This window comes from Delftia sp. DT-2 (genome assembly GCF_028401915.1).
GTDB classification, from domain to species: domain Bacteria; phylum Pseudomonadota; class Gammaproteobacteria; order Burkholderiales; family Burkholderiaceae_C; genus Comamonas; species Comamonas tsuruhatensis.
Genome location: NZ_JAQOTI010000010.1, coordinates 14,785 through 35,726, shown reverse-complemented (window position 1 = coordinate 35,726; position 20,942 = coordinate 14,785). Strand labels below are relative to the sequence as shown.

Sequence of the window (20,942 nt, the reverse complement as noted above, 5' to 3'; positions counted from 1 at the left end):
TTTCCATCGCCGCCCCGATGCCCGACGAACATTCCCTTTCCTCGCCTTCCCCCGCCGAGCCTGAACTGGCCGGCCAGGGCGAGCTGCGCGACCGCATCGCGCGTGCAGCCCATATCGCGGTGCTCACGGGCGCAGGCGTCAGCGCCGAATCCGGCGTACCCACCTTTCGCGACGACAAGAACAGCTACTGGGCACAGTTCAACCCGCAGGACATGGCCAGCGAGGCAGGCTTTCGCGCGCATCCGCAGCGCGTCTGGCAGTGGTATGCGCACCGGCGCGAAGCCGTGGCTGCGGTGCAGCCCAACGCCGGCCACCATGCGCTGGCGCAATGGGCCTTGCGCCACCCGGGCCGCATGACGCTGGTCACGCAGAACGTCGATGGCCTGCACCAGCGCGCAGGCAGCCCCGGCGTGCTGTGCCTGCATGGTGAGCTGATGCGGGACCGATGGCTGGAAAGGCCGCGCGCATGCTGCGATCTGGCCCAGGTGAAGCCGGGCGAGCCGCCGCAGTGCGCCGTCTGCGGCAACCTGGTGCGCCCGGGCGTGGTCTGGTTCGGCGAGTCCCTGTCCATGGGCGTGTGGCAGGCCGCCGAGGCGGCGGTGCAGCACTGCGATGTGCTGCTGGTGGTGGGCACATCGGGCGCCGTGTACCCGGCTGCAGGGCTGGCGCGAATCGCACGCAGGGCGGGCGCACATGTGGCCGTGATCAATCCCGCACCGTCCGAGCTGGATGACGCGGCCCACCAATGCCTGCGCGGCCCGTCGGCACAGGTGCTCCCGCTGCTGCTGGGCGACTGAAGGCGGAGGGGCAGGCCGCCTGACGCGGCCCAGGGGGAGGGAAGGGGCTTGCGCCATGGCGGCTTCTTTTGACGCACAACCGGGGCAGTCCCCTCCCTCTCGCGCATCCGCTCAGATCCAGCCCAGCGCTCCCAGCGCCGCGCCGGCGCCCAGCAGCCACAGCAGGTGGATGCGCGTGCGCCAGACCAGCAGGGCGCAGACCAGGGTCAGCAGCCACAGGCGCCAATCCTGGGCGGGGCGGCCGCTGCCCGTGCCCAGCAGCCAGCCCGTGGCCAGCAGCAGGCCGATGACCAGAGGGCCCATGCCCTGCTTGAAGGCCCGCACGCCGCGCCGGTTCCTGTTGCGCTGGCCCCAGCGCGATGCCTGCCAGGCCAGCAGCGAACTGGGCAAGAGGATGCCGATCATGCAGATGGTCACCCCCAGTGCTCCAAAGGCCCAGGCCAGCAGGCCCGTGCCTCCGCCTGCGTTCAGGCCCAGGTTCCATCCCAGCAGGGCGATGAACAGCACATTGGGCCCGGGCGCCGCCTGGGCAATGGCGATGGAGGAGCTGAACTGCGCCTCACTGAGCCAGCCATGGCCATCGACCAGAAAACGGTGCATGTCGGGCGCCGTGGCAATGGCCCCGCCCACGGCCATCAGCGACAGCGTCAGGAAATACAGCAGCAACTGCAACCAGTCGGCGGGCTGCAGGCTCAGTGCAATCTGGTGGGCAGCATTCATGGCGTGAGCTTTCTCCAGGTCAGCACGCAGCCCGCGCCGCCGACCACCAGCAGCACCCAGGCCAGCGGAATGCGCATCACCGCCATGGCAATGAACGAGGCCAGCGCCAGGCCCGCGCTGCACCAGCGCCCCAGCGGGTGGCGGCTCAGCGTGCTGGCCAGCTTCAGGCCCATGCCCGCCACCAGGCCGGCTGCGACGGCGCCCATGCCGCGCAGCGCGCCGGCCACGGCGGGGTGGTCGGCCAGCTGGGAATAGATCACGGTCAGCGTCAGCACCAGCAACATGGGAAAGCACAGCATGCCGCACACGGCCACCACGGCACCGCGCCAGCCGAAGTAGCGCTCGCCAATGGTGATGGACAGGTTGACCACATTGGGGCCGGGCATGATCTGGGCCACGGCCCAGTCCTCCACAAACTCTTCATTGGTCAGCCAGCGCTTTTTCTCGACCAGCTCGCGCTGTACCACGGCCAGCACACCGCCAAAGCCCTGCAGGGCCAGCCAGGTGAAGGACCAGAACAGATCGCGCAGATTGACGGGGGCGGGACGCCGGGCCGGCACATCGGCGGGGTCGTGTGGCGGGAGGGCCTGGGGCGGCGATGCGGGCATGTTCTGGCTTGTGTCTGAGCCGCCCGGGCAGGGCCCCGGGAGGGCATCGCTGTTGTCGTGGGGGAACCGCGCGGGCCGGTCCTGTCTTCGTGCGTGCCGCCGGGGCGGCACGCACGGAATGTTAATCCTGCGCAGCGGCCTTGTCGGCAGCGGCCCCATCGGCAACGGCGATGGGGGCATTGCAAGCGCAGATGGCTTGCTGCCGGCATGCGCCCAGGCCTGCCCGCCGGCCTGTCTGAACAGGAGTAGATTCTCTCCACCCACACAACCCGAGGATCTCCGACATGGACATGGATTGGAGCAAGGCGCTGCAGGAAAGCCTGGTCTGGCTGGCGGCGGCCTCAGTGATCACCGTCGTGGCTTTCGCGGCCGTGGCGCTGCTGGTGGTTCGATTCACCCGCTGGGGTCGGCAGTTCTGGCAGCTGGCCGGCCCGTTCCTGCACCCCAGAAACAGCTGGTGGCCGCTGCTGGTGTTCACGCTGCTGCTGGTGCTGGCCCTGGTCTCGGTGCGCATGAACGTGCTGTTTTCCTACTGGTACAACGGCTTCTACAGCGCGCTGCAGGAACTGGACCAGAAGGGCTTTTGGCGCTTCCTGGGTATCTTTGCGGTGCTGGCCACGGTCCACATCCTGCGCGAGCTGTTCAATTTCTATGTGAACCAGGCGTTTCGCATCCGCTGGCGGGTGTGGCTCAACGAGCGCGTGACCACCGACTGGATGCGCGGCGATGCCTACTATCGCAGCCACTTCCTGGACGAGCCGGTGGACAACCCCGACCAGCGCATCGAGCTGGATGTGAACACCTTTGTCTCGAACTCGCTGACCCTGGCGCTGGGTGCCGTCAGCGCGGTGGTCTCGCTGGTGGCGTTCACGGGCATTCTCTGGGGGCTGTCTGCCCCGATTGCCGTGGCGGGCGTGGAGGTTCCGCGGGCCATGGTGTTCGCGGTCTACCTCTATGTGATCGTCGCCACGCTGATCGCCTTTCGCCTGGGCCAGCCGCTGATCCGGCTGAACTTCCTGAACGAGAGGCTGACCGCCAACTTCCGCTACGCCCTGGTGCGCGTGCGCGAATATGCGGAGAACATCGCCTTCTACCAGGGCGCGGCCATCGAGCGCAACACGCTTTTGACGCGCTTTTCGGCGTTGATCGCCAATGTCTGGGCGCTGGTCTACCGCAGCCTGAAGTTCGACGGCTTCAACCTCACCGTCAACCAGGTGGCCGTGGTCTTTCCCTTTCTGCTGCAGGCGCCGCGCTTTTTCAGCGGTGCCATCAAGCTCGGTGATGTGATGCAGACCTCGCAGGCCTTTGGGCAGGTGCAGGATGCGCTGTCATTTTTCCGCACCTCCTACGACACCTTCGCCCAGTACCGCGCCGCGCTGGACCGCCTGTGCGGCTTTCTGGATGCCAATGCCCAGACCCGCGAACTGCCCCAGGTCGTCCACAAAGATCAACCCGGCGCCCTGGACATCGAGGGTCTGCAGGTCAGCCGCCCGGACGGCCACCACCTGCTCAGCGACCTGCAACTCAAGCTCACTCCCGGCCAGGCGCTGCTGATCAAGGGGCCTTCGGGCAGCGGCAAGACCACCTTGCTGCGGTCCATTGCCGGCCTGTGGCCGCATGCCCAGGGCACGGTGGGCCGCCCGGGCGGCCACCAGGCGCTGTTCCTGTCGCAGCGCCCGTATCTGCCGCTGGGGGACCTGCGTACGGCCATTGCCTATCCGATGGATGCTTCACCGCAGGACGACGAGCGCCTTCAACAGGCGCTGCGCCAGGTCAGCCTGGCCCATCTGGCCGACAAACTGGATGTCAACCAGGATTGGTCCCGCATCCTGTCGATTGGCGAGCAGCAGCGCCTGGCCTTTGCGCGCGTGCTGTACAACCGGCCCGCCATCGTCTTTCTCGATGAATCCACCTCGGCCATGGACGAGGGCCTGGAGCATGCGCTGTACACGCTGCTGCGCGAGCAGATGCGCTCGACCATGCTGGTGAGCGTGGGCCACCGCAGCACGCTGGCGGGTTTCCATACCCACGCGCTGGCGGTCGATGGCAATGGCGGGTGGACGCTGTCGGAAGTAAGCGCACCGCAGAGCGCGCCCCAGGATTGATCCGCGTGCGGCCCTGGGCCGCGCGCGATCAATCGTCCATGGGCAAAGAATCGCAGTTGCTCAGGTCGGAGGGCGGCTGCTGGGGCAGCTGGCGCACCGCATCGCGCAAGGCGGTGCGCAGGCCCTCTTCCAGCACGGGGTGGTAGATGGGCGCACGCAGCAACTCGTGCACGGTCAGTTGCTGCTGCACGGCCAGGGCCAGCAGATGGGCCAGATGCTCGCCGGCCGGCGCGCACATTTCCGCGCCCAGCAGCCGGCCGCTGGCCGGGTCCGCATAGACGTGAAGCAGGCCCGCGTTGTGCTGCGCAGCGCGCGCACGCCCCTGGTGCGCGAAATCCACGCGGCCCACCACGAAGTCCTGCCCCAGCAGCGCCTTCATGGGCTGGCCCACGACGGCCGCGTTGGGCGAGCTGAAGACGATGGACAGCGGCGTGCGCCGCTCGAAGCAGGCCACGTTCTCTGCCATGGCGTTGGTGCCGGCAATATGGCCTTCGTCCACGGCCTCATGCAGCAAGGGGCGGTCGCCATTGGCATCGCCCGCGAGGAACAGCGGCAGCTCGCCGACCTGCAGTGTCTCGCGGCTTACGGGCGGCTGGCCGTGTTCGTCCAGCTCAAGTCCCAGCGTCTCAAGGCCCAGGCCTTCGAGCTGCGGGCGCCGACCCATGGCGGCCACCACATGGTCCACGACGATGCGGGTGTCGCCTGCACGCACGACGATGCTGCTGTCCGGGCCCTTGCTCAACTGCACTTCATGGTCGGTGATCACCGTCATCTCTTTCTCAAGCAGATGCCGCAATGCGTCGGTGACATTCGGGTCGGACAGGCCGGCAAGCTTCGGGCCGCGTCCCAGTGCGGTGACCTCCAGTCCCAGCCGTGCCAGCGCCTGTGCGATCTCCACGCCCAGCGGGCCCAGGCCGACGACGGCCACGCGCGGGCCCAGCGTCTTGCGTTCGAACAAGGTGTCGGTGGTCAGGATGCGCTTGCCAAAGCGCTTCCATTCCTCCGGCACCACGGGGCTGGAGCCTGGAGCGAGGATGAGCTTGCGCGCAGCCAGCACCTTGCCATTGACCTCGATCCGATTGGCCGCCAGCAGCCTGGCACGCCCGTCGATGGCCCGCCAGCCCAGGCCCTCCGTGGCCTTGATCGTGCTTGCCACGAACTCGTCGCGCAGCTTGCGCACGCGGCGCAAAACGGCGGGCAGGTCCAGCTGCAGCCCGCTCGCGCCGCGTATGCCGAAGGCATCGAAGTGATGGCGTGCATGGAAGGCGTTGGCCGCCTCGATCAGGAGCTTGGACGGCATGCATCCCACCCGCGCACAGGTCGTTCCCCAGGGCCCGTCGTTGACGATGGCGAAATGCTCCGTGTGCTTGCGCACCTCGCGCAGTGCCGACAGTCCGGCCGAGCCGGCACCGACGATGATCACGTCGAGGGCGGTGGTGGGTGGGTTTTTCATGCTGTCTGATTCCTTTGACTGTGGCACCAGGTCCCGTGGAGGTCTCCGCTGCCGGTGGATGTGCCGAAAGGTGTGCCGACGGGAGTGCCGACTGAAGTGCCGACAGATGGTCGAGATGACTGCCTCGCCTGCCATGGGACATGCGTGCCAGTCTGCATGCTGGCGCTCGCGGCAGTCGTAGGCGAAGGGCCGAAACCGCTGCTGGACATCCAGGGCCCGGCCGGTGCCGCGCAGGGGCTAGCCGGATGCCCAGTGTTGCCATGCCGCGCCCGTGCGGCTGCCTGATGCGCCGAAATCCGCTTCCCGCGCAAAGCGCCTGAGGGATGTCTCGGTAACCCTCAAATGGCTGACACGGCACAAGCGGCTTTGGGCTGTTTGCAGCCAGCGGCGCAGGGACCAATGAAGCTGCGCCACCGTCTCGCCATGCACCTGTGCGCTGTGCAGGCGCAGGCGGCCATCGAGGATGAAGGCCCTCACCGACCGTGCAGAAAGCTGCAGATCCTCGCAGACCTGCCTCAGCCCGACGCCTTCGCGGACCCGGGTGCTCAGGCCGCGCCTGTGCATCTGGCAGCGAACGGAGCGTTCGCTGCGGTCCAGCCGGCGGCAGATCACCTGCACGGGCAGGACGCCGGCCCAGCGTTCGAGTGCCAGCAGTTCTGCCGGACTCCAGCGGCGGCGAATTGCGCCATTCGGCCATGCGCTGTCGGATGTCAGGCAGTGTGTGATTGCCATGGAGAGCCCCCATTCATATGGCGCTGCGCTATGGCATGGCCTGAATCCCGGATGCCGATGAGACAATTATTGATGGGGGCTTCTCGTGCAAGCTTTTGATTTTGTTGATGGTTTTTGTCGTTTTGATTGCTGCTCGGATGGACGGCTCCATACCGCGATGCCTATCGTGGAGCCGGGATGCGGATCACGGAAATAGAGTCTGCACCGGCGCGCATATGCCAAGCCCCATGCGGATTTCCTGTTCGGCGCCCGATTTCCATGAACGACTTCTTTGCTTTTTCAGGAGAACCCTTCATGCGCCTTCAGCCAAAGCATTTGAATTTTTCCGTTGCGTGCCTAGCGTTGCTGGCACTGCCGGCCGCGCAGGCCCTGCCCATGCAGGACGTGGGCACGTCGGCAGGCCCGCAATGCGTAGGCCTGGACATCAACAACAGCGGCCATGTCGTGGGCGCCTGTGCAGAGAGCGACGGCTCGTCCGCAGGCTTCGTGTCGCTGGCGCCGGGCAGTGCGGCAGACCTTGTGCGCCTGTCGCCGGGGCGCAACTGCAACGCGGCGGCCATCACCGCCAGGATGGCTGCTATATGACAGGCAAAAGCGAAGTCACGCAGCTTGCGACGCACGCTTTCATACAGAACCTGTGTGCGCCATGAAAGCCTGAAATCATTTCAAATCCAAAAAAGGTGATTTTATGAAAAAGCGATATGCAAGATTTACAGCGGCAGTGTCAGTTGCCATTGCGGCTTTTTGGTCATGTGGAGTCCGAGTAAATAGTATAGGGATGTGGTCATTGGAAAATCCAATTTACTCTTTTGGTGGATATTCTTCATTGGTTGGAATGGGTAAAGATGTCCAGCAAAAACTGATCGATGATCATTTTCTGTTTTGAGCACAACTGCCTTCGTTTCAAGCCGATTTCGCATATCCCTGGTGGCCGACCCAAGACCGCCGCTGAAGCGCTGCCTGTGGTCCTTGTCAGCCCTTGCAGAGGCCTCAGCCTGGCCGGGCAGGGCAGAGGCCTTGCCTATGCGACGGCTGGAGGGCCATCGCACATCAAATCGACCATCAGCCCTCGCAGGATTGCCAGCGTCGGCGCCTCGCTGCGCTGACGCAGCGTGACCAGCCCGAAGCGGGCGGTGCTGCGCATGGGCGGGTCCATGGGCAATTCGGCCAGGTCCGGGGCGACGGCGCGCACGGCCAGCAGCACGGTGTCGCTGTTGCGCGCAACGTCCACGAGGCTGGGCAACTCCTCGCACTGCAGTGTGACGAACCGCGCCGGGTGGGCCGTGGCGCCATAGGTCTCCACCAGCAGCCAGGCCACCTGGTCGCTCAATGGTGTGGAGGCGACGGGGTAGCGCTGCACATCCTCGAAGCGCAGATCCCGCTGCAGGCGGGCCAGTGGATGGTCGGTGCGGCACATGAAGGCGGCGCGCATTTCGTGCACGACGTCCAGCGCAAGGTCGGGTGCGGGCCGCAGCGCGCGCAGGTCCACGACCAGGGCATCGAGCAGGCGCTCGCGTAGCGAGTGCACCAGCAGATCGGTGCTGCCGCGCGCCACCTCGGTTCGCACGCCGGGATGGTGCACGGTCATGTGCTGCAGGAACGGCGTCATCAATATTGCGCCGGGGCCCGATCCCAGGCCCACACGCACGGTGCCGGCCGCACCCTCGCGCAATTGGCGCCCCCTGTCACGCAGCTCGTCGGCTTCAGCCACCAGGGCGCGTGTCCGTCCCAGCATCTCGCGGCCGAAGGCTGTGAGTTCGCTGTGGCGGCCGATGCGGTCGAACAAGGGTATGCCCAGCTCCTGCTCCAGCGCGCGCACGCTGCGGCTGAGGGCCGGCTGTGTCAGATGCATGGCCTCGGCCGAGCGGCTGAAGGAGCCGGTCTGCGCCACCGATATGAGATGCCTGAGCTGCACCAGCGTCATGATTTTTCGCGCCCTGAAGTCTGCATGAAACTCATGCTAATGCAGCCAACAATGCATTGGACGTTCGATGACCCGGCTCCTAGGATGCCGCGTATCCGGCCGACCGAGCCGGAGCCATCCACCAAGGAGACATGATGAGATTTTTGTTCCAGCGCGTTTGGCTGACGGGCGCCGGCCTGTTGCTGAGCGCGGCCCTGGCCTGTGCGCAGAGCCCGTCCTCCAGGCCCGTAAGCCTGATGGTTCCCTATCCGGCCGGCGGCCCTTCGGATGCCATTGCCCGCATCTTCAGCGTGCCGCTGTCCAAGACCCTGGGCCAGCAGGTCATCGTGGAGAACCTGGGCGGCGTCAGCGGCGCCATGGCCGCGCAGAAAGTGCTGGCCGCTCCGCCCGACGGGCACTACGTCTTCCAGGGCTCGCCCAACGAGGTGATCCTGTCGCCGCTGGCCAATGCCGCCGTGCGGCTCAAGGCGGAGGATTTCCGCCTGGTCCATCCCGTGGCCGAGGCCGTGATGGTGTTTGTCGCCCGCAAGGACCTGGAAGCTGGCAACGTGGATGAGCTGATCGCGCTGGCCCGCAAAAGCGCCAGCCGGCCGCTGTCGTACGGCAGTGTCGGGATTGGCTCGCTCTACCACCTGATCCTGGAGAAGGTGCAGCAGGACGCCGGCATACAACTCATGCATGCGCCCTACAAGGGCAATGCGCCGCTGCTGCAGGACATCGGCAGCGGGCAGGTCGATTTCGCTGTGCTCGTCTACAGCGCTGCCATGGGCGCGCTGGCCGAGCAGGGCCGGCTCAAGATCCTGGGCCAGCTGGGGGAGCAGCGATCGGAGCTGCTCAAGAATGTGCCCACGGTGCGTGAGGGCCGGGAGCTGAAAAACTTCGCCTACAAGACCTGGACCAGCTTCCTGGTGCGCAAGGACACGCCGCAGGAGGTGGTGCAAAGGCTGCACCAGGCGATAGGCGCCATGCTCAAGGACCCGGGCGTGCGCGAGCAACTGGCCCTGCAGACCCAACTGGCCGCGGCGCCCATGTCGCTGGCCGAAGCGGCGCAGTTCTATGAGGCCGAGACCGCCCGCTACCGCAGCATTGCCCGCTCCATCCGCCTGCAACCCCAGTGAGACGCCGCACATGAACACCCTTCTGGACACTTTGCGCGGCTCGGCCGCAGCCTTCGTCGAGCTGCGCCGCGACATCCACAGGCACCCCGAGCTCGGCTTCGAGGAACATCGCACCAGCGCCCTGGTCGCGCAGCAGCTGGAGCAATGGGGATACGAGGTGGAACGCGGCCTGGGCGGCACGGGCGTGGTGGGGCGGCTGGTGCGCGGCAGCGGCCACCGGCGTCTGGGCCTGCGCGCCGACATGGACGCGCTGCCCATCACCGAGGCCAATGCCTTCGCCCATGCCAGTACGCATGACGGCGTGATGCATGCCTGCGGGCATGACGGCCATACGGCCATGCTGCTGGCGGCGGCCCGGCATCTGGCCGAGCACGGCGGCTTCGACGGAACGCTCACGCTGATCTTTCAGCCTGCGGAGGAGGGTGGCGGCGGGGCCTTGCGCATGATGGAAGACGGGCTGTTCGAGCGCCACCCCTGCGACGCCATCTTTGCCATGCACAACATGCCGGGCATGCCCCAAGGGAGGCTGGCGCTGCGCGAGGGCGCAGCCATGGCGTCTTCCGACTACGCCACGCTCACGCTCACCGGGGTGGGCGGGCATGGTGCCATGCCGCACCGCGCGGCCGACCCCATCGTTGCGGCCGCCAGCATCGTCATGGCCTTGCAGACCATCGTCTCGCGCAACATCGATCCGCTGCAGATGGCGGTGGTGACCGTGGGCGCCATCCATGCGGGCAAGGCCAACAACGTGATCGCCCACAGCGCGGTGCTGGAGTTGAGCGTGCGTGCGCTGGATGCCGATGTGCGCAGGCTGCTGGAGCAGCGCATTCGCGACCTGGTGAGTGCGCAGGCCGAGAGCTTCGGCGTGCAGGCGCAACTCGACTGGCGACCCGGCTATGCCGTGCTGGTCAACACGCCCAAGGAGACGGACTTCGCGCGCCAGATCGCGCTGGAGCTGCTGGGCCCGGAACATGTCACGCTGCAGGCGCCACCCTTGCCGGGCAGCGAAGACTTTGCCTTCATGCTGCAACGCGTGCCCGGCAGCTACCTGTTGATCGGCAATGGCCATGCAAGCGAGCAGGGCGCCTGCATGGTGCACAACCCGGGCTATGACTTCAACGACGACAACATCGCCGTGGGAGCGGCGTACTGGGTTCTGCTGGCGCAGCGGTTTCTGGTGGCCGGTTGAACGGGTTCGGCCCGGCGCATTTCACTCGCCGTGGTGGATCTCCATCCAGCCCACGCGTCCTTGTCCGCCCTCATTGAGGCGGCCCACAAAGCCTTCGGCCTGGGATTGCGGCAGGCGCAGATCGAACTGCACCAGCGATCCATGCTCGACCTGGAGCAGCTCGGCGCCTGCCGCATCGATCTCGCGGCGCACCAGGCCTTCCAGCGCATAGGGCACGGCGCAGCGCAGCGATTGCATGCGCTGCAGCGTCACCTTCTCGGCGGTCAGCAAGGCCTGGGCCACGGCATCGGTATAGGCGCGGACCAGGCCGCCGGCGCCCAGCTTGACGCCGCCGAAGTAGCGCACCACGGTGGCCAGCACGCCTTCCAGGTCCTGGTGGCGCAGCACATCCAGCATGGGGCGGCCTGCCGTGCCACCGGGCTCGCCATCATCGACCGCAGCCGACTGGCCGCCTGCCAGCAGCGCCCAGCAGACATGGGCGGCGCCCGGGTGCTCGCGGCGCAGCGCATCGACCACGGCCTGGGCGCTGGCGCGGTCAGCCATGGGCTGCACGCAGCCGATGAAACGGCTTTTCTTGATGAGGAGTTCGCTGTGCGCGGGTGCGCGGAGTGTCTGTGGCATGGAGGGCGGCAAGCTTACCCGATCGCCCCTGGCCCGGGATTTGGCGCATGGATTCATTACGCCTTTATTACGAAGCGCTACACATTTGTGAGCATGCGTACCTTGTGTTATTTCAGCTTCAGAGGGTTGCATCCAGGTTTGTCCTACAGAAATCGTGAAAGATTCGCAGTAAGCTTTCTGTCAAGGAGGCGCAACCATGAACACCCCACCTTCCCGCGATCCCGTTCTCACCGAACACACCTTTGGCCGCGATCATTTCAGTCCTCCGCCCATGGCGTTGGAGCAGGCAGGCCAGGACCATGAAGCCGCCGGTGGCGGCCTTCCTCTGGACCTGGACCAGCGCATTCGCAACGTAGGCGAATGGTGATGGCTGCAGCCGTGCAGCCAAGGGCCATCCGGCCAGGCTGAGCGGCTCCAACGACCGCCGACAGGAACGCAGCAGGCAATGGCCTCGCTGCGCTGGATTTATCATTCCAACATCTTCACCCAGGCCGGCTGCGCAATGCACCGGCCTTTTTGCATTCCTGCCACGGCCTGTTCCCGCACCCATGAGCAATGACACCGTCCGCAGCCATTGGCTGCTGGCACCTGCCTGCGCCAGCGATGCCAGCCTGCCTGTGCCGCTGGGCGATGTGACGGCGCTGCTGGAGCAGGTGGGCCGCTCCAGCGCCAGCAGCGACGAGGTGGCCGGGCAGCTGCTGCACCTGCTGGGCCGGCATGTGCCGTTGGCGCAGTGCACGATCTTTTCGTTCCAGGGGCGATCTCGGCCGCGCATCGTGGGGTTCGGGGACCGGGCACGCACAGGCGCACTGCCTTTGATTTCCCAGGATTACAGCGAGCGCTTCTATCCACTGGACGGCGCGCAGCGCGTGATGCAGGCCGAGCTGGCGCGGCAGCAGCGCAATCCCCAGGCGCCAGCGCGCGTCTGGCTCCATCGCCAGAAGCCTTCGGACGTGAGCCATCCCGAGTACCGCCGTGTCTGCTATGACCTGCCCCGCCTGGTGGAGCGGCTTTCGCTGCTGACCCTGCAGACCGGCGCACGCTGGCTGGCGGTGAATCTGTACCGGGGTGAGGAGCACGGCGGCTTTGACCCGCAGTCCATTGCACGCATCGAGGCCTTTGCTCCGCTGGTCATGCAGGCCATGCGCCTGCATTACGCGGGCCAGGCCCTGCAGGACGATCTGGCGGGCCTGGTGCTGGCGCGCCTGGCGCGGCGCTTTGCGCATCTCACGCAACGCGATATGGATGTGGTGCGCTGCGTGGTCGAGGGGCTGGACACCGAGCGGCTGGCGCAGCGCCTGGGCATCACGGTGGCCAGTGCCCGGACCTATCTCAAGCGCGTCTGCGGCAAGCTGGGCGTGCAGGGGCAGCGCGAGCTGTTTGCCTTGCTGATGGAGCCCGAGGCGCTGTCCTGAGCCTGGGGGCTGTAGGGTCCTGTCTGTCCCCATCCGGGGACATTGCCGGAGCGGGGGCTGCCTACACTGCGGCCTCACAAAGACGCAAGACGCAAGACGGAGACATCCATGCACCAGCCCCATGCCCAGCCGCGGCACTCCATCTATTACCGGTACCGGGTGCACCAGCCCTGGCTGCCTTCGCAGCATCCAGGGGTGCAGCGCCATCCTGTCGTCATCGTCGGCACGGGCCCTGTGGGGCTGACCACGGCGCTGGAGCTGGCGCGCCACGGCCAGCGCTGCGTGCTGCTGGAGTCCGAACTGCAGGTGTCCGAAGGCAGCCGCGCCATCGTCTTCACGCGCCGCTCCATGGAGATCCTGCAGCAGGTGGGCGTGGCCGAGCGGGTCATGGCGAACGCCTTGCCCTGGCGCTGTGGCAACTCGTTCTACCGGGGGCAGCGCGTGTTCCGCATGGAGGCGCCGCACAGCGAGGACGATCGCTTCCATCCCATGACCAATCTGCAGCAGCAGTACCTGGAGGAATACCTGGTCGATGCGGTGCTGGCCCATCCGCTGATCGAGCTGCGCTGGGGCAACCGCGTGGACCGGGTGGAGCAGGTCGGCAGCGGCGCCGCCGCAAAGGCGCGGCTGCAAGTGGACACGCCGCAAGGCCCGTATGCGATGGAGGCCGACTGGCTGGTCGCCGCCGATGGCGCCCGCTCCGGCATACGCACGGCCATGGGCCTGGTGATGGAGGGGGCGTCGTACGAGGGCCGCTTCGTGATCGCCGACATCCGCATCGACCTGCCACTGCCCACGGAGCGCCTGGCCTTCTTCGACCCGGTCTGGAACCCCGGCAACACCATCCTCATGCACCGCGAGCCGCATGGCATCTGGCGCGTGGACTACCAACTGCCTGCGGGCGAGGACGCGCAGCAGGCGCTGCAGCCCGAATCGCTCAAGGCGCGCATCGACGCGCAGCTGCAGATGATCGGCTTCGGCGGCACGCCCTGGGAAATGGACTGGAGTTCGGTCTACTCCGCCCGCGCGCTGACCTTGCCGGACTATGTGCACGGCCGCGTGATCTTCGCGGGCGATGCGGCCCACATGCTGCCCATCTTCGGCGTGCGCGGTGCCAACACGGGTTTTCAGGATGCCCAGGCCCTGGCCTGGCGGCTGGCCCTGGTGGCGCGCGGCGTGGCGCCGGTGAGGCTGCTGGACAGCTACAGCGGCGAGCGCGTGGGCGCGGCGCGCGAGATTGTCGAAGAGGCCGGCAAGAGCACGCGCTTCATGGCGCCGCCCTCGCGCGGCTTCCGGCTGCTGCGCGATGCCGTGCTGTCGCTGTCGCTCACCCAGGAATTCGTGCGGCCGCTGTACCACTGGCGCACCTCCCGGCCGCACGAATACGCGCACTCGCCGCTCAACAGCGCGGATGACGACAACCACCTGTTTGAAGCCGGCCCTGGCCATGGCGCACCGCCGCTGAACCTGCGCCTGGGGCCCGATGACTATCTGCTGGACCACCTGGGCGGTGGATTCGACCTGCTGTATTTCACCGATGGCACACCCGTGCCTGCACAGTGGTGCGAAGTTGCCAGGATGGCGCGCGGCCGTGGCGTGGGCCTGCGCATCGTGGCCATCTCCAGCCAGGCGGCCGCGCAGCCGGTCCAGGGTGCCGATCTGACCCTGGCCGATGCAGATGGCCGCTGCCGTGCACGCCATGGCGTGCCGGCAGGGCACCCGCCTGGTGCCGCCTATCTGCTGCGGCCCGATCAGCATGTCTGCGCGCGCTGGCTGGCGCTGGATGCCCGGCGCCTGCAATCGGCCATCGACAACGCCACCTGCACGCAAGGAGTTCCGGCATGAGCCAAGAACAGACATCACCCCACACCCTCGAAATCGCCGGCCTGGAAACTGTCTACGACCAGCTGGCCACAGCCATCGACACGGCGGGCCCGCAGCGGTCCGAGCTGTTCCTGGTCAAGCTGGCGCTGCTGGCGGCCGAACGGCTGGGCAGCGCGTCCGTGTTCTCGGAGCTGGTGCAGGCGGCGCAGCAGGATCTCTAGTGCGTAGTCGCGCTCCAGGGAAAACCGCTATCGCTGTCGGGGTGCCGACGGGCCGTGGCATGGCCGGCACTGGCTAACATCGGCCCGAAAACAAGGGTCCCGCGAGCCATGGATGTACTCAGTGAAGTTCTCGATATTTGCCGCTCGGAGCGCGCCGTCACGGCGCGCTTTGCGCTGACGGCGCCGTGGAGCCTGAAGTCCACGGGCGTCACCGGCGCCATGATCCGCATGGCGCGCGGCGCGCCTTACTGGATCCAGGTGGAGGGCATGCCGGCGCTGCGGGTCGAGCCCGGCGATCTGGTCATGCTGCCCATGGGCGCCGCGCATGTGGTGGCGTCCGACATGGACGTTGCCAGCGAGCTGTTCTCGCGCATGATCGCCCGCCACGCCGAAGGACCGCGGGACGAGAATCCCCTGGTCTTCAGCCATGGCGGCGGCGGCGAGGCCACGGACATGTTTTCGGCCCTGTTGTGGTTTTCCGCCTACTGCCGTCATTCGGTGTTCCGCATCCTGCCGCCGCTGATCCACATCCGGGCAAGCGACCTGCCGCTGGCCGGCTGCCTGGCCACCACCATGGAGTCGCTCACGCTGGAGACGCTGGCGCGGCGCCCGGGCTGGCGCCTGTCGGCCGCGCGCATGGGCGAGCTGCTGCTGGTCAACATCCTGCGCGAGCACCTGGCGCGCGAGACTGCCATTGGCGAAGGCTGGCTGCGGGGCCTGGGCGACGCCTGTGTTGCGCGTGCCCTGGTGTGCATGCACCGCGAACCGCAGCGGGCCTGGAGCGTGGAGACGCTGGCCATCGAGGCCGGCATGTCGCGCACCCGCTTCAGCATGCGTTTCAAGGAGCTGGTGGGTGCCACGCCCATCGGCTATCTGACGGCGCACCGCATGGCGCTGGCCGCCCAGCAGATGGAGGCCGGCGGGCTGTCATCGGCCCGCATCGCCGAGAACGCGGGCTACGACTCGCCGAAGGTGTTTGCACGGGCATTTCGCCGCTGGTCCGGGCACACGCCCAAGGCCTGGCTGGCGCAGGAGGCCGCAAAGAGGTCGGGCTGGCAGCAGCAGGAAGGCCGTATCAGGGGGCTGGAGCAAGACCCTTGACCAGCAGGGTTGAGTGCCGAAACGTACACTGGCCGGTTCCTTCCGCACAGGCTCCCAGAAGCCGAACCGCCCATCATGAACGCCCCCGTTGACGTTTCCTTCTTCCATCGCGCCGCCAAGCCGCTGACCAGCTATCGTCCTTACTGGGCCAAGCGCTTCGGCACGGCCCCGTTCCTGCCGATGAGCCGGGCCGAGATGGAACAGCTTGGCTGGGACAGCTGCGACGTGATCCTGGTGACGGGCGACGCCTATGTGGATCACCCCAGCTTCGGCATGTCGGTGATCGGCCGGGTGCTGGAGGCACAGGGCTTTCGCGTGGGCATCATTGCCCAGCCTGACTGGCAAAGCGCCGAGGCCTTCAAGGCCCTGGGCCGGCCCAACCTGTTCTGGGGCGTGACGGCGGGCAACATGGATTCCATGATCAACCGCTACACGGCCGATCGCAAGATCCGCTCCGACGATGCCTACACGCCGGGCGACGTGGGCGGCAAGCGCCCTGACCGCGCGGCCATCGTCTACAGCCAGCGCTGCCGCGAGGCCTACAAGGACGTGCCCATCGTGCTGGGCGGCATCGAGGGCAGCCTGCGCCGCATCGCCCACTACGACTACTGGAGCGACAAGGTGCGCCGCTCCATCGTCGTGGACAGCAAGTGCGACATCCTGCTGTACGGCAACGCCGAACGCGCCCTGGTCGAGGTGGCCCACCGCCTGGCTGCGCGTGAGCCCGTGGAAAGCATTACCGATGTGCGCGGCACGGCCTTCTTCCGCCGCGAGTCGGAAGCGGGCTGGTTCGAGCTGGATTCCTCCGTGGTGGACGAGCCCGGCGTGGTCGAGCCCCACATCAACCCCTACATGACCACCAGCGAGCAGGCCGAGGCCCAGGGCCAGACCTGCTCCAAGGAAGAGGGTGATGCCGACGCTAAGCCGGACGGCGCCTCGGTCGCCGCCGTTCAGACCATCCAGTTCGTGCCCAACCCGTCGCTGCGCGGCAAGGGCAAGCAGCCGCCGCGCGACAAGACCGTGCTGCGCCTGCCCAGCTACGAGCAGGTCAAGGCCGATCCCATCCTCTACGCCCACGCCAACCGCGTGCTGCACCTGGAGACCAATCCCGGCAACGCCCGCGCCCTGGTCCAGGCCCACGGCGAAGGCGTGACCGCGCGCGATGTGTGGCTGAACCCGCCCCCCATCCCGCTGACCACGGCCGAGATGGACTGGGTCTTTGGCCTGCCGTATGCGCGAAGCCCCCATCCCAGCTATGCCGACGCCAACGGCAGCCATGAGGGCGAGACCAAGATCCCGGCCTGGGAGATGATCCGCACCTCGGTCAACATCATGCGCGGCTGCTTCGGCGGCTGCACCTTCTGCTCTATCACCGAGCATGAAGGCCGCATCATCCAGAGCCGCTCCGAGGAGTCCATCATCCAGGAGGTCGAGGACATCCGCGACAAGGTCAAGGGCTTCACCGGCACCATCTCCGACCTGGGCGGCCCCACGGCCAACATGTACCGCCTGGGCTGCAAGAGCCCCGAGATCGAGGCCGCCTGCCGCAAGCCCAGTTGCGTGTTCCCCGGCATCTGCCAGAACCTGCACACCGACCATGCCCCGCTGGTCAAGATCTACCGCCGCGCGCGCAATCTGCCGGGCATCAAGAAGATCCTGATCGGCTCGGGCCTGCGCTACGACCTGGCCGTGAAGTCGCCCGAGTACGTCAAGGAACTGGTGCAGCACCATGTGGGCGGCTACCTGAAGATCGCGCCCGAGCACACCGAATCCGGGCCGCTGACCAAGATGATGAAGCCGGGCATAGGCAGCTATGACCGCTTCAAGCAGATGTTCGAGCAGTTCAGCGAGGAAGCGGGCAAGAAGCAGTACCTGATTCCCTACTTCATCGCCGCCCACCCGGGCACCAGCGACGAGGACATGATGAACCTCGCCATCTGGCTGAAGAAGAACGGATTTCGCGCCGACCAGGTGCAGACCTTCTACCCCAGCCCCATGGCCACGGCCACGGCCATGTACCACTCGGGTCGCAACACCCTCACCAAGGTGCGTCGCCAGATGCGCGACGTGAACGAGGAGTCGGTGGACATCGTGCGCGGTGAAAAGCGCCGCCGCCTGCACAAGGCCTTCCTGCGCTACCACGACCCCAACAACTGGCCGCTGCTGCGCGAGGCCTTGAAGGCCATGGGCCGTGCCGACCTCATCGGCAACGGCAAGCAGCACCTGATCCCCACCTTCCAGCCCCTGGTCGATGGCGGCTACCGGAGCGCGCGCCGCAAGAACAGCACCCAGGGAACGGGCGTGGCCGCGCGTGCCGTGGTCTCCCAGCAGGGCAAGGCCTATGCCCTCAACAAGGCCGGTGGCAAGAGTGCGGGGCCGGGCAAGGCGCAGGCACAGGCCCGCGACCCCGGAGGCGACGTGCGCTTGCGCTCCAGCCAGCCCAAGCCCGGCCGCATGCTGACCCAGCACACGGGCCTGCCACCGCGCCCTGGCGTGGGCGGCTCCGCAGGCGCTGCCGGGGCCGGCCGCAAGGCCGCGCCGGGCGGGCGCAAGCCGCGCTGAGGCGCCTCAGCCGACTGCCGGCGCCAGCGTGCCCTGCCATTCGCGGCGGGCGGCCTGGGCACCGCTTTCGAAGTACTGCGTGTCCAGCGGCACGGGCCGCGCCAGGGCAAAGCCCTGTGCGTAGTCCACGCCCACGGCCTGCAGGGCCTGGGCGATCTCCCGGCTTTCCACATACTCGGCCACCGTGCGCTTGCCCAGGATATGGCCTATGCGGTTGATCATCTCCACCATGGCGTGGTTGCTGGGGTCCTGGAGCATGTCGCGCACGAAGCCGCCGTCGATCTTCAGATAGTCCACGGGCAACTGCTTCAGATAGGTCAGCGAGGACATGCCCACGCCGAAGTCGTCCAGCGCAAAACGGCAGCCCAGCGTGCGCAGGGCCTGGATCAGCCGGGTGGCGCTGGACAGACTGGCGATGGCGCTGGTCTCGGTGATCTCGAAGCACAGCAGCTGCGGCGCGATGCCGTGCGTGCTCAGCTGCGCCTGCACAAAGTCCAGCAGCCCGTCGTCGTCGAGGCTGGGGCCTGACAGATTGATGGCGCAGGTGTCGATATGGCGCAGCGCGGCCGGATGCTCGGCCAGCGTGGCCAGCGTTCTGGCGATCACCCAGCGGTCGACGGTGGGCATGATGCCGTAGCGCTCTGCCGCGGGTATGAACGCGGCTGGCGAGATGATCTGGCCCTGCTCGTCGCGCAACCGCAGCAGCACCTCGAAATGCAGGCCGCGCTGGCCATCGGGCTGCAGCGGTGCAATGCTTTGTGCGTACAGGCAAAAGCGCTCCTGCTCCAGCGCCGTGCGTATGCGCGTGACCCATTCCATCTCGCTGACGTGGCGGGTGTATTCGCCGTCGTCGCTGCGGTAGACATAGATGCGGTTGCGGCCGCGCTCCTTGGCGCGGTAGCAGGCCATGTCGGCCATGCGCAGCAGGTCCTGGGCCGACTGGACCTCGCCGCCGATGTGGACCAGTCCAATGCTCAGTCCTGTGCGCAGCACCTGCTTGCCCCAGTGCACGTGCAGGGCTTCGGCAGCCTGGCGCAGCTTTTCGGCAATGCGCAGCGCGGGCTCGGGCGGACAGTTCTCCAGAAGAACGCCGAATTCGTCGCCGCCCAGGCGGGCCAGGGTGTCTGTCTCGCGCAGGTTGTGCAGCAGCAGACGGCTGACCTCGCACAGCATTTCATCGCCCGCCGGATGGCCGCAGGTCTCGTTGATGAGCTTGAACTGGTCCAGATCCATGTACAGCAAGGCTGCGGGCCGCAGCCTGTGCTGGCCCTGGTTGAGCAGGCGCTGCAGGCGGCGCTCGAATTCCACGCGGTTCTCCAGCCCGGTCAGGCCGTCATGGCTGGCATGCCAGGAAAGCTGGTCCAGATACTGCTGCTCACGCGAGACATCCCTGAGCACGATCACCGCACCTGCCGGGCGCTCCCCGCCGCCGCTGATGGCCGAGCCCATGAGCTTGACCGGCACGATGCTGCGGTCATGGCGCCGCAGCCACCGCGTGTGCTCTTCGCGCAATTGCCGACCCGACAGCAGATGGGTCAGCAGGCTTTCCGCCGTCTGGGTGGTGTCGATGCTGTTGAAATGCAGGCCCTTGGCCAGGTGCCGTCCCTTGAGCTGCTGCTCGCTGCTGCCCAGCAGGCCCAGCGCGGCAGGGTTGGCATAGTCCACCACGCCCTGGGCGTCCGTGGTGATCACGGCATCGCCCAGCGATGCCAGCGTGGTCTGGGCCCTTTCCTTTTCGGTCAGCAGGTCGTTTTGCACCTGCTGGCGCTGCTGCAGCATGCGCCGCGTATGCCAGAGTGCCACCAGGATCAGCGCCACGCCCAGCATCAGGTGAATGCACTGCAGCCACACCACCATCTGCCGGGAGCTGCGGCCCAGCGAGGCGCTGAACTGCTGGGTGGCTGGTGTGACGCCGGCGTTGATCTGCTCGATCTCGCGCTTCCAGGTGATGACGTCCTCGGCGCTCACGCTTCCCACGGTGTGGCGCTGCTCTATCTCCTGCGCCAGCCGGTCGAGCTGCTGCAGGTACTGGTCGCCCTGCTTCCAGTAACGATAGGGCTCCTCCAGCAGTTCGACATGGCGAAAAGTCTGCATCAGCCAGATCAGCGCGTCAGCATCGTCCGGGTGGTTGCCTCCCAGCAGAATGCCGGCGCGCGCGTCCTTGACCCTGGCTGGCACATCGTCCAGCGCCATGCGGGCCTGCCAGTCGCCTGCAGGAACGATCATGGCCTGCTCGAAGCGCGCCAGGTCGCGCGCCGAGCCGCTGTCCACATAGCGGCTCAGGGCGTAGATGGCATCCTTCTGTGCCTTGGACCACAGGCTTTCTCCGGCCACGAAGGCGCGCACCGCAGACACAAGGTAGAGGCTGCCGCTGGCCATGACCACCAGCACCACGACCACCAGCACCAGGGGCCAGATGCGCTGCACCAGCTGCAGTACCGGCACATGGGCTGGGGGCTGGCTTTGCATAGGCGGTGGACGGAAGGGGGACCCGGCGGCGGCCTTAGGCGCTGGCGCCGATGCGCTGCAGGCCAGGCGCTGAGTGGCTAGGT

19 protein-coding genes are annotated in these 20,942 nt (G+C 67.1%); 12 read left to right on the top strand and 7 right to left on the bottom strand.

Features of this window, described 5'->3' with window-relative positions; translation table 11 throughout:
* Positions 1-17: 17 nt before the first annotated feature.
* On the top strand, positions 18-797 hold the full coding sequence (locus tag PO605_RS18790) for an SIR2 family NAD-dependent protein deacylase (RefSeq protein ID WP_047470576.1): 780 nt from the start codon (positions 18-20) through the stop codon (positions 795-797).
* Between the two features lie 111 nt (positions 798-908).
* On the opposite strand, the gene PO605_RS18785 is transcribed toward PO605_RS18790, so the two are convergent.
* Both PO605_RS18785 and PO605_RS18780 read right to left on the bottom strand, forming a co-directional pair.
* Positions 909-1,517, bottom strand: coding sequence for a chromate transporter (locus tag PO605_RS18785; RefSeq protein ID WP_016447144.1), 609 nt, complete (start codon positions 1,515-1,517; stop codon positions 909-911).
* On the bottom strand, positions 1,514-2,125 hold the full coding sequence (locus PO605_RS18780) for a chromate transporter (protein ID WP_126311437.1): 612 nt from the start codon (positions 2,123-2,125) through the stop codon (positions 1,514-1,516). Before PO605_RS18780 ends, PO605_RS18785 begins: the two co-directional genes overlap by 4 nt.
* Positions 2,126-2,409: 284 nt before the next feature.
* Between PO605_RS18780 and PO605_RS18775 the strand changes: the two genes are divergently transcribed.
* Positions 2,410-4,230: an ABC transporter ATP-binding protein/permease gene (locus PO605_RS18775; RefSeq protein WP_047472801.1), complete on the top strand. Its 1,821-nt coding sequence runs from the start codon at positions 2,410-2,412 to the stop codon at positions 4,228-4,230.
* Between the two features lie 28 nt (positions 4,231-4,258).
* On the opposite strand, the gene PO605_RS18770 is transcribed toward PO605_RS18775, so the two are convergent.
* Both PO605_RS18770 and PO605_RS18765 read right to left on the bottom strand, forming a co-directional pair.
* Positions 4,259-5,683, bottom strand: a complete 1,425-nt coding sequence (locus tag PO605_RS18770) for a dihydrolipoyl dehydrogenase (protein ID WP_047472802.1) — start codon at positions 5,681-5,683, stop codon at positions 4,259-4,261.
* Between the two features lie 237 nt (positions 5,684-5,920).
* Entirely contained in the window at positions 5,921-6,415 is a 495-nt protein-coding gene (locus PO605_RS18765; protein WP_047472803.1) for a hypothetical protein, read from the bottom strand.
* 294 nt (positions 6,416-6,709) lie between these two features.
* Between PO605_RS18765 and PO605_RS18760 the strand changes: the two genes are divergently transcribed.
* Together PO605_RS18760 and PO605_RS18755 are read left to right on the top strand one after the other, a co-directional pair.
* Positions 6,710-7,000, top strand: a complete 291-nt coding sequence (locus PO605_RS18760) for a hypothetical protein (protein ID WP_231574459.1) — start codon at positions 6,710-6,712, stop codon at positions 6,998-7,000.
* Between the two features lie 103 nt (positions 7,001-7,103).
* Entirely contained in the window at positions 7,104-7,301 is a 198-nt protein-coding gene (locus PO605_RS18755; RefSeq protein ID WP_156136092.1) for a hypothetical protein, read from the top strand.
* 135 nt (positions 7,302-7,436) lie between these two features.
* Here the strand turns inward: PO605_RS18755 and PO605_RS18750 are convergent, their stop codons facing one another.
* Positions 7,437-8,339 carry a LysR family transcriptional regulator gene (locus PO605_RS18750; RefSeq protein ID WP_047472805.1) on the bottom strand — a complete coding sequence of 301 codons (903 nt, stop codon included), beginning with the start codon at positions 8,337-8,339 and terminating at the stop codon, positions 7,437-7,439.
* Between the two features lie 134 nt (positions 8,340-8,473).
* On the opposite strand from PO605_RS18750, the gene PO605_RS18745 reads away from it, so the two are divergent.
* Both PO605_RS18745 and PO605_RS18740 read left to right on the top strand, forming a co-directional pair.
* Entirely contained in the window at positions 8,474-9,457 is a 984-nt protein-coding gene (locus tag PO605_RS18745) for a tripartite tricarboxylate transporter substrate binding protein (protein WP_047472812.1), read from the top strand.
* Between the two features lie 10 nt (positions 9,458-9,467).
* Positions 9,468-10,646 (top strand): M20 aminoacylase family protein, encoded by a 1,179-nt coding sequence (locus tag PO605_RS18740; RefSeq protein WP_047472806.1) that lies wholly within the window; start codon positions 9,468-9,470, stop codon positions 10,644-10,646.
* Between the two features lie 21 nt (positions 10,647-10,667).
* On the opposite strand, the gene PO605_RS18735 is transcribed toward PO605_RS18740, so the two are convergent.
* Complete coding sequence (locus PO605_RS18735) at positions 10,668-11,267, bottom strand: IMPACT family protein (RefSeq protein ID WP_047472807.1); 600 nt, start codon at positions 11,265-11,267, stop codon at positions 10,668-10,670.
* Positions 11,268-11,463: 196 nt separating this feature from the next.
* On the opposite strand from PO605_RS18735, the gene PO605_RS18730 reads away from it, so the two are divergent.
* From PO605_RS18730 to PO605_RS18705, 6 genes are all read left to right on the top strand, one after another.
* A complete protein-coding gene (locus PO605_RS18730; protein WP_016447134.1) occupies positions 11,464-11,634 on the top strand; it encodes a hypothetical protein in 171 nt (56 codons plus the stop codon).
* A 181-nt stretch (positions 11,635-11,815) separates the two neighbouring features.
* Positions 11,816-12,682, top strand: a complete 867-nt coding sequence (locus PO605_RS18725; protein WP_047472808.1) for a helix-turn-helix transcriptional regulator — start codon at positions 11,816-11,818, stop codon at positions 12,680-12,682.
* Between the two features lie 108 nt (positions 12,683-12,790).
* A complete protein-coding gene (locus PO605_RS18720) occupies positions 12,791-14,527 on the top strand; it encodes an FAD-dependent monooxygenase (protein ID WP_272206729.1) in 1,737 nt (578 codons plus the stop codon).
* Positions 14,524-14,727 carry a hypothetical protein gene (locus PO605_RS18715; RefSeq protein ID WP_047472810.1) on the top strand — a complete coding sequence of 68 codons (204 nt, stop codon included), beginning with the start codon at positions 14,524-14,526 and terminating at the stop codon, positions 14,725-14,727. The genes PO605_RS18720 and PO605_RS18715 overlap by 4 nt, the downstream gene beginning before the upstream one ends.
* Before the next feature lie 108 nt (positions 14,728-14,835).
* The gene (locus PO605_RS18710; protein WP_017403934.1) at positions 14,836-15,828 is read left to right on the top strand and encodes an AraC family transcriptional regulator; all 993 of its coding nucleotides are present in this window, start codon (positions 14,836-14,838) and stop codon (positions 15,826-15,828) included.
* A 75-nt stretch (positions 15,829-15,903) separates the two neighbouring features.
* Complete coding sequence (locus PO605_RS18705; protein WP_272206728.1) at positions 15,904-18,390, top strand: YgiQ family radical SAM protein; 2,487 nt, start codon at positions 15,904-15,906, stop codon at positions 18,388-18,390.
* Positions 18,391-18,396: 6 nt separating this feature from the next.
* Here PO605_RS18705 and PO605_RS18700 read toward each other — a convergent pair whose 3' ends face one another.
* Positions 18,397-20,859 carry an EAL domain-containing protein gene (locus PO605_RS18700; protein WP_043790148.1) on the bottom strand — a complete coding sequence of 821 codons (2,463 nt, stop codon included), beginning with the start codon at positions 20,857-20,859 and terminating at the stop codon, positions 18,397-18,399.
* Positions 20,860-20,942: the final 83 nt, after the last annotated feature.

What these genes read in the sequence shown, in the direction of transcription:
- PO605_RS18790 (WP_047470576.1), top strand. Translation starts at nt 18, where the DNA reads ATGCCCGACGAACATTCCCTTTCCTCGCCTTCCCCCGCCGAGCCTGAA.
- PO605_RS18785 (WP_016447144.1), bottom strand. Translation starts at nt 1,517, where the DNA reads ATGAATGCTGCCCACCAGATTGCACTGAGCCTGCAGCCCGCCGACTGG.
- PO605_RS18780 (WP_126311437.1), bottom strand. Translation starts at nt 2,125, where the DNA reads ATGCCCGCATCGCCGCCCCAGGCCCTCCCGCCACACGACCCCGCCGAT.
- PO605_RS18775 (WP_047472801.1), top strand. Translation starts at nt 2,410, where the DNA reads ATGGACATGGATTGGAGCAAGGCGCTGCAGGAAAGCCTGGTCTGGCTG.
- PO605_RS18770 (WP_047472802.1), bottom strand. Translation starts at nt 5,683, where the DNA reads ATGAAAAACCCACCCACCACCGCCCTCGACGTGATCATCGTCGGTGCC.
- PO605_RS18765 (WP_047472803.1), bottom strand. Translation starts at nt 6,415, where the DNA reads ATGGCAATCACACACTGCCTGACATCCGACAGCGCATGGCCGAATGGC.
- PO605_RS18760 (WP_231574459.1), top strand. Translation starts at nt 6,710, where the DNA reads ATGCGCCTTCAGCCAAAGCATTTGAATTTTTCCGTTGCGTGCCTAGCG.
- PO605_RS18755 (WP_156136092.1), top strand. Translation starts at nt 7,104, where the DNA reads ATGAAAAAGCGATATGCAAGATTTACAGCGGCAGTGTCAGTTGCCATT.
- PO605_RS18750 (WP_047472805.1), bottom strand. Translation starts at nt 8,339, where the DNA reads ATGACGCTGGTGCAGCTCAGGCATCTCATATCGGTGGCGCAGACCGGC.
- PO605_RS18745 (WP_047472812.1), top strand. Translation starts at nt 8,474, where the DNA reads ATGAGATTTTTGTTCCAGCGCGTTTGGCTGACGGGCGCCGGCCTGTTG.
- PO605_RS18740 (WP_047472806.1), top strand. Translation starts at nt 9,468, where the DNA reads ATGAACACCCTTCTGGACACTTTGCGCGGCTCGGCCGCAGCCTTCGTC.
- PO605_RS18735 (WP_047472807.1), bottom strand. Translation starts at nt 11,267, where the DNA reads ATGCCACAGACACTCCGCGCACCCGCGCACAGCGAACTCCTCATCAAG.
- PO605_RS18730 (WP_016447134.1), top strand. Translation starts at nt 11,464, where the DNA reads ATGAACACCCCACCTTCCCGCGATCCCGTTCTCACCGAACACACCTTT.
- PO605_RS18725 (WP_047472808.1), top strand. Translation starts at nt 11,816, where the DNA reads ATGAGCAATGACACCGTCCGCAGCCATTGGCTGCTGGCACCTGCCTGC.
- PO605_RS18720 (WP_272206729.1), top strand. Translation starts at nt 12,791, where the DNA reads ATGCACCAGCCCCATGCCCAGCCGCGGCACTCCATCTATTACCGGTAC.
- PO605_RS18715 (WP_047472810.1), top strand. Translation starts at nt 14,524, where the DNA reads ATGAGCCAAGAACAGACATCACCCCACACCCTCGAAATCGCCGGCCTG.
- PO605_RS18710 (WP_017403934.1), top strand. Translation starts at nt 14,836, where the DNA reads ATGGATGTACTCAGTGAAGTTCTCGATATTTGCCGCTCGGAGCGCGCC.
- PO605_RS18705 (WP_272206728.1), top strand. Translation starts at nt 15,904, where the DNA reads ATGAACGCCCCCGTTGACGTTTCCTTCTTCCATCGCGCCGCCAAGCCG.
- PO605_RS18700 (WP_043790148.1), bottom strand. Translation starts at nt 20,859, where the DNA reads ATGCAAAGCCAGCCCCCAGCCCATGTGCCGGTACTGCAGCTGGTGCAG.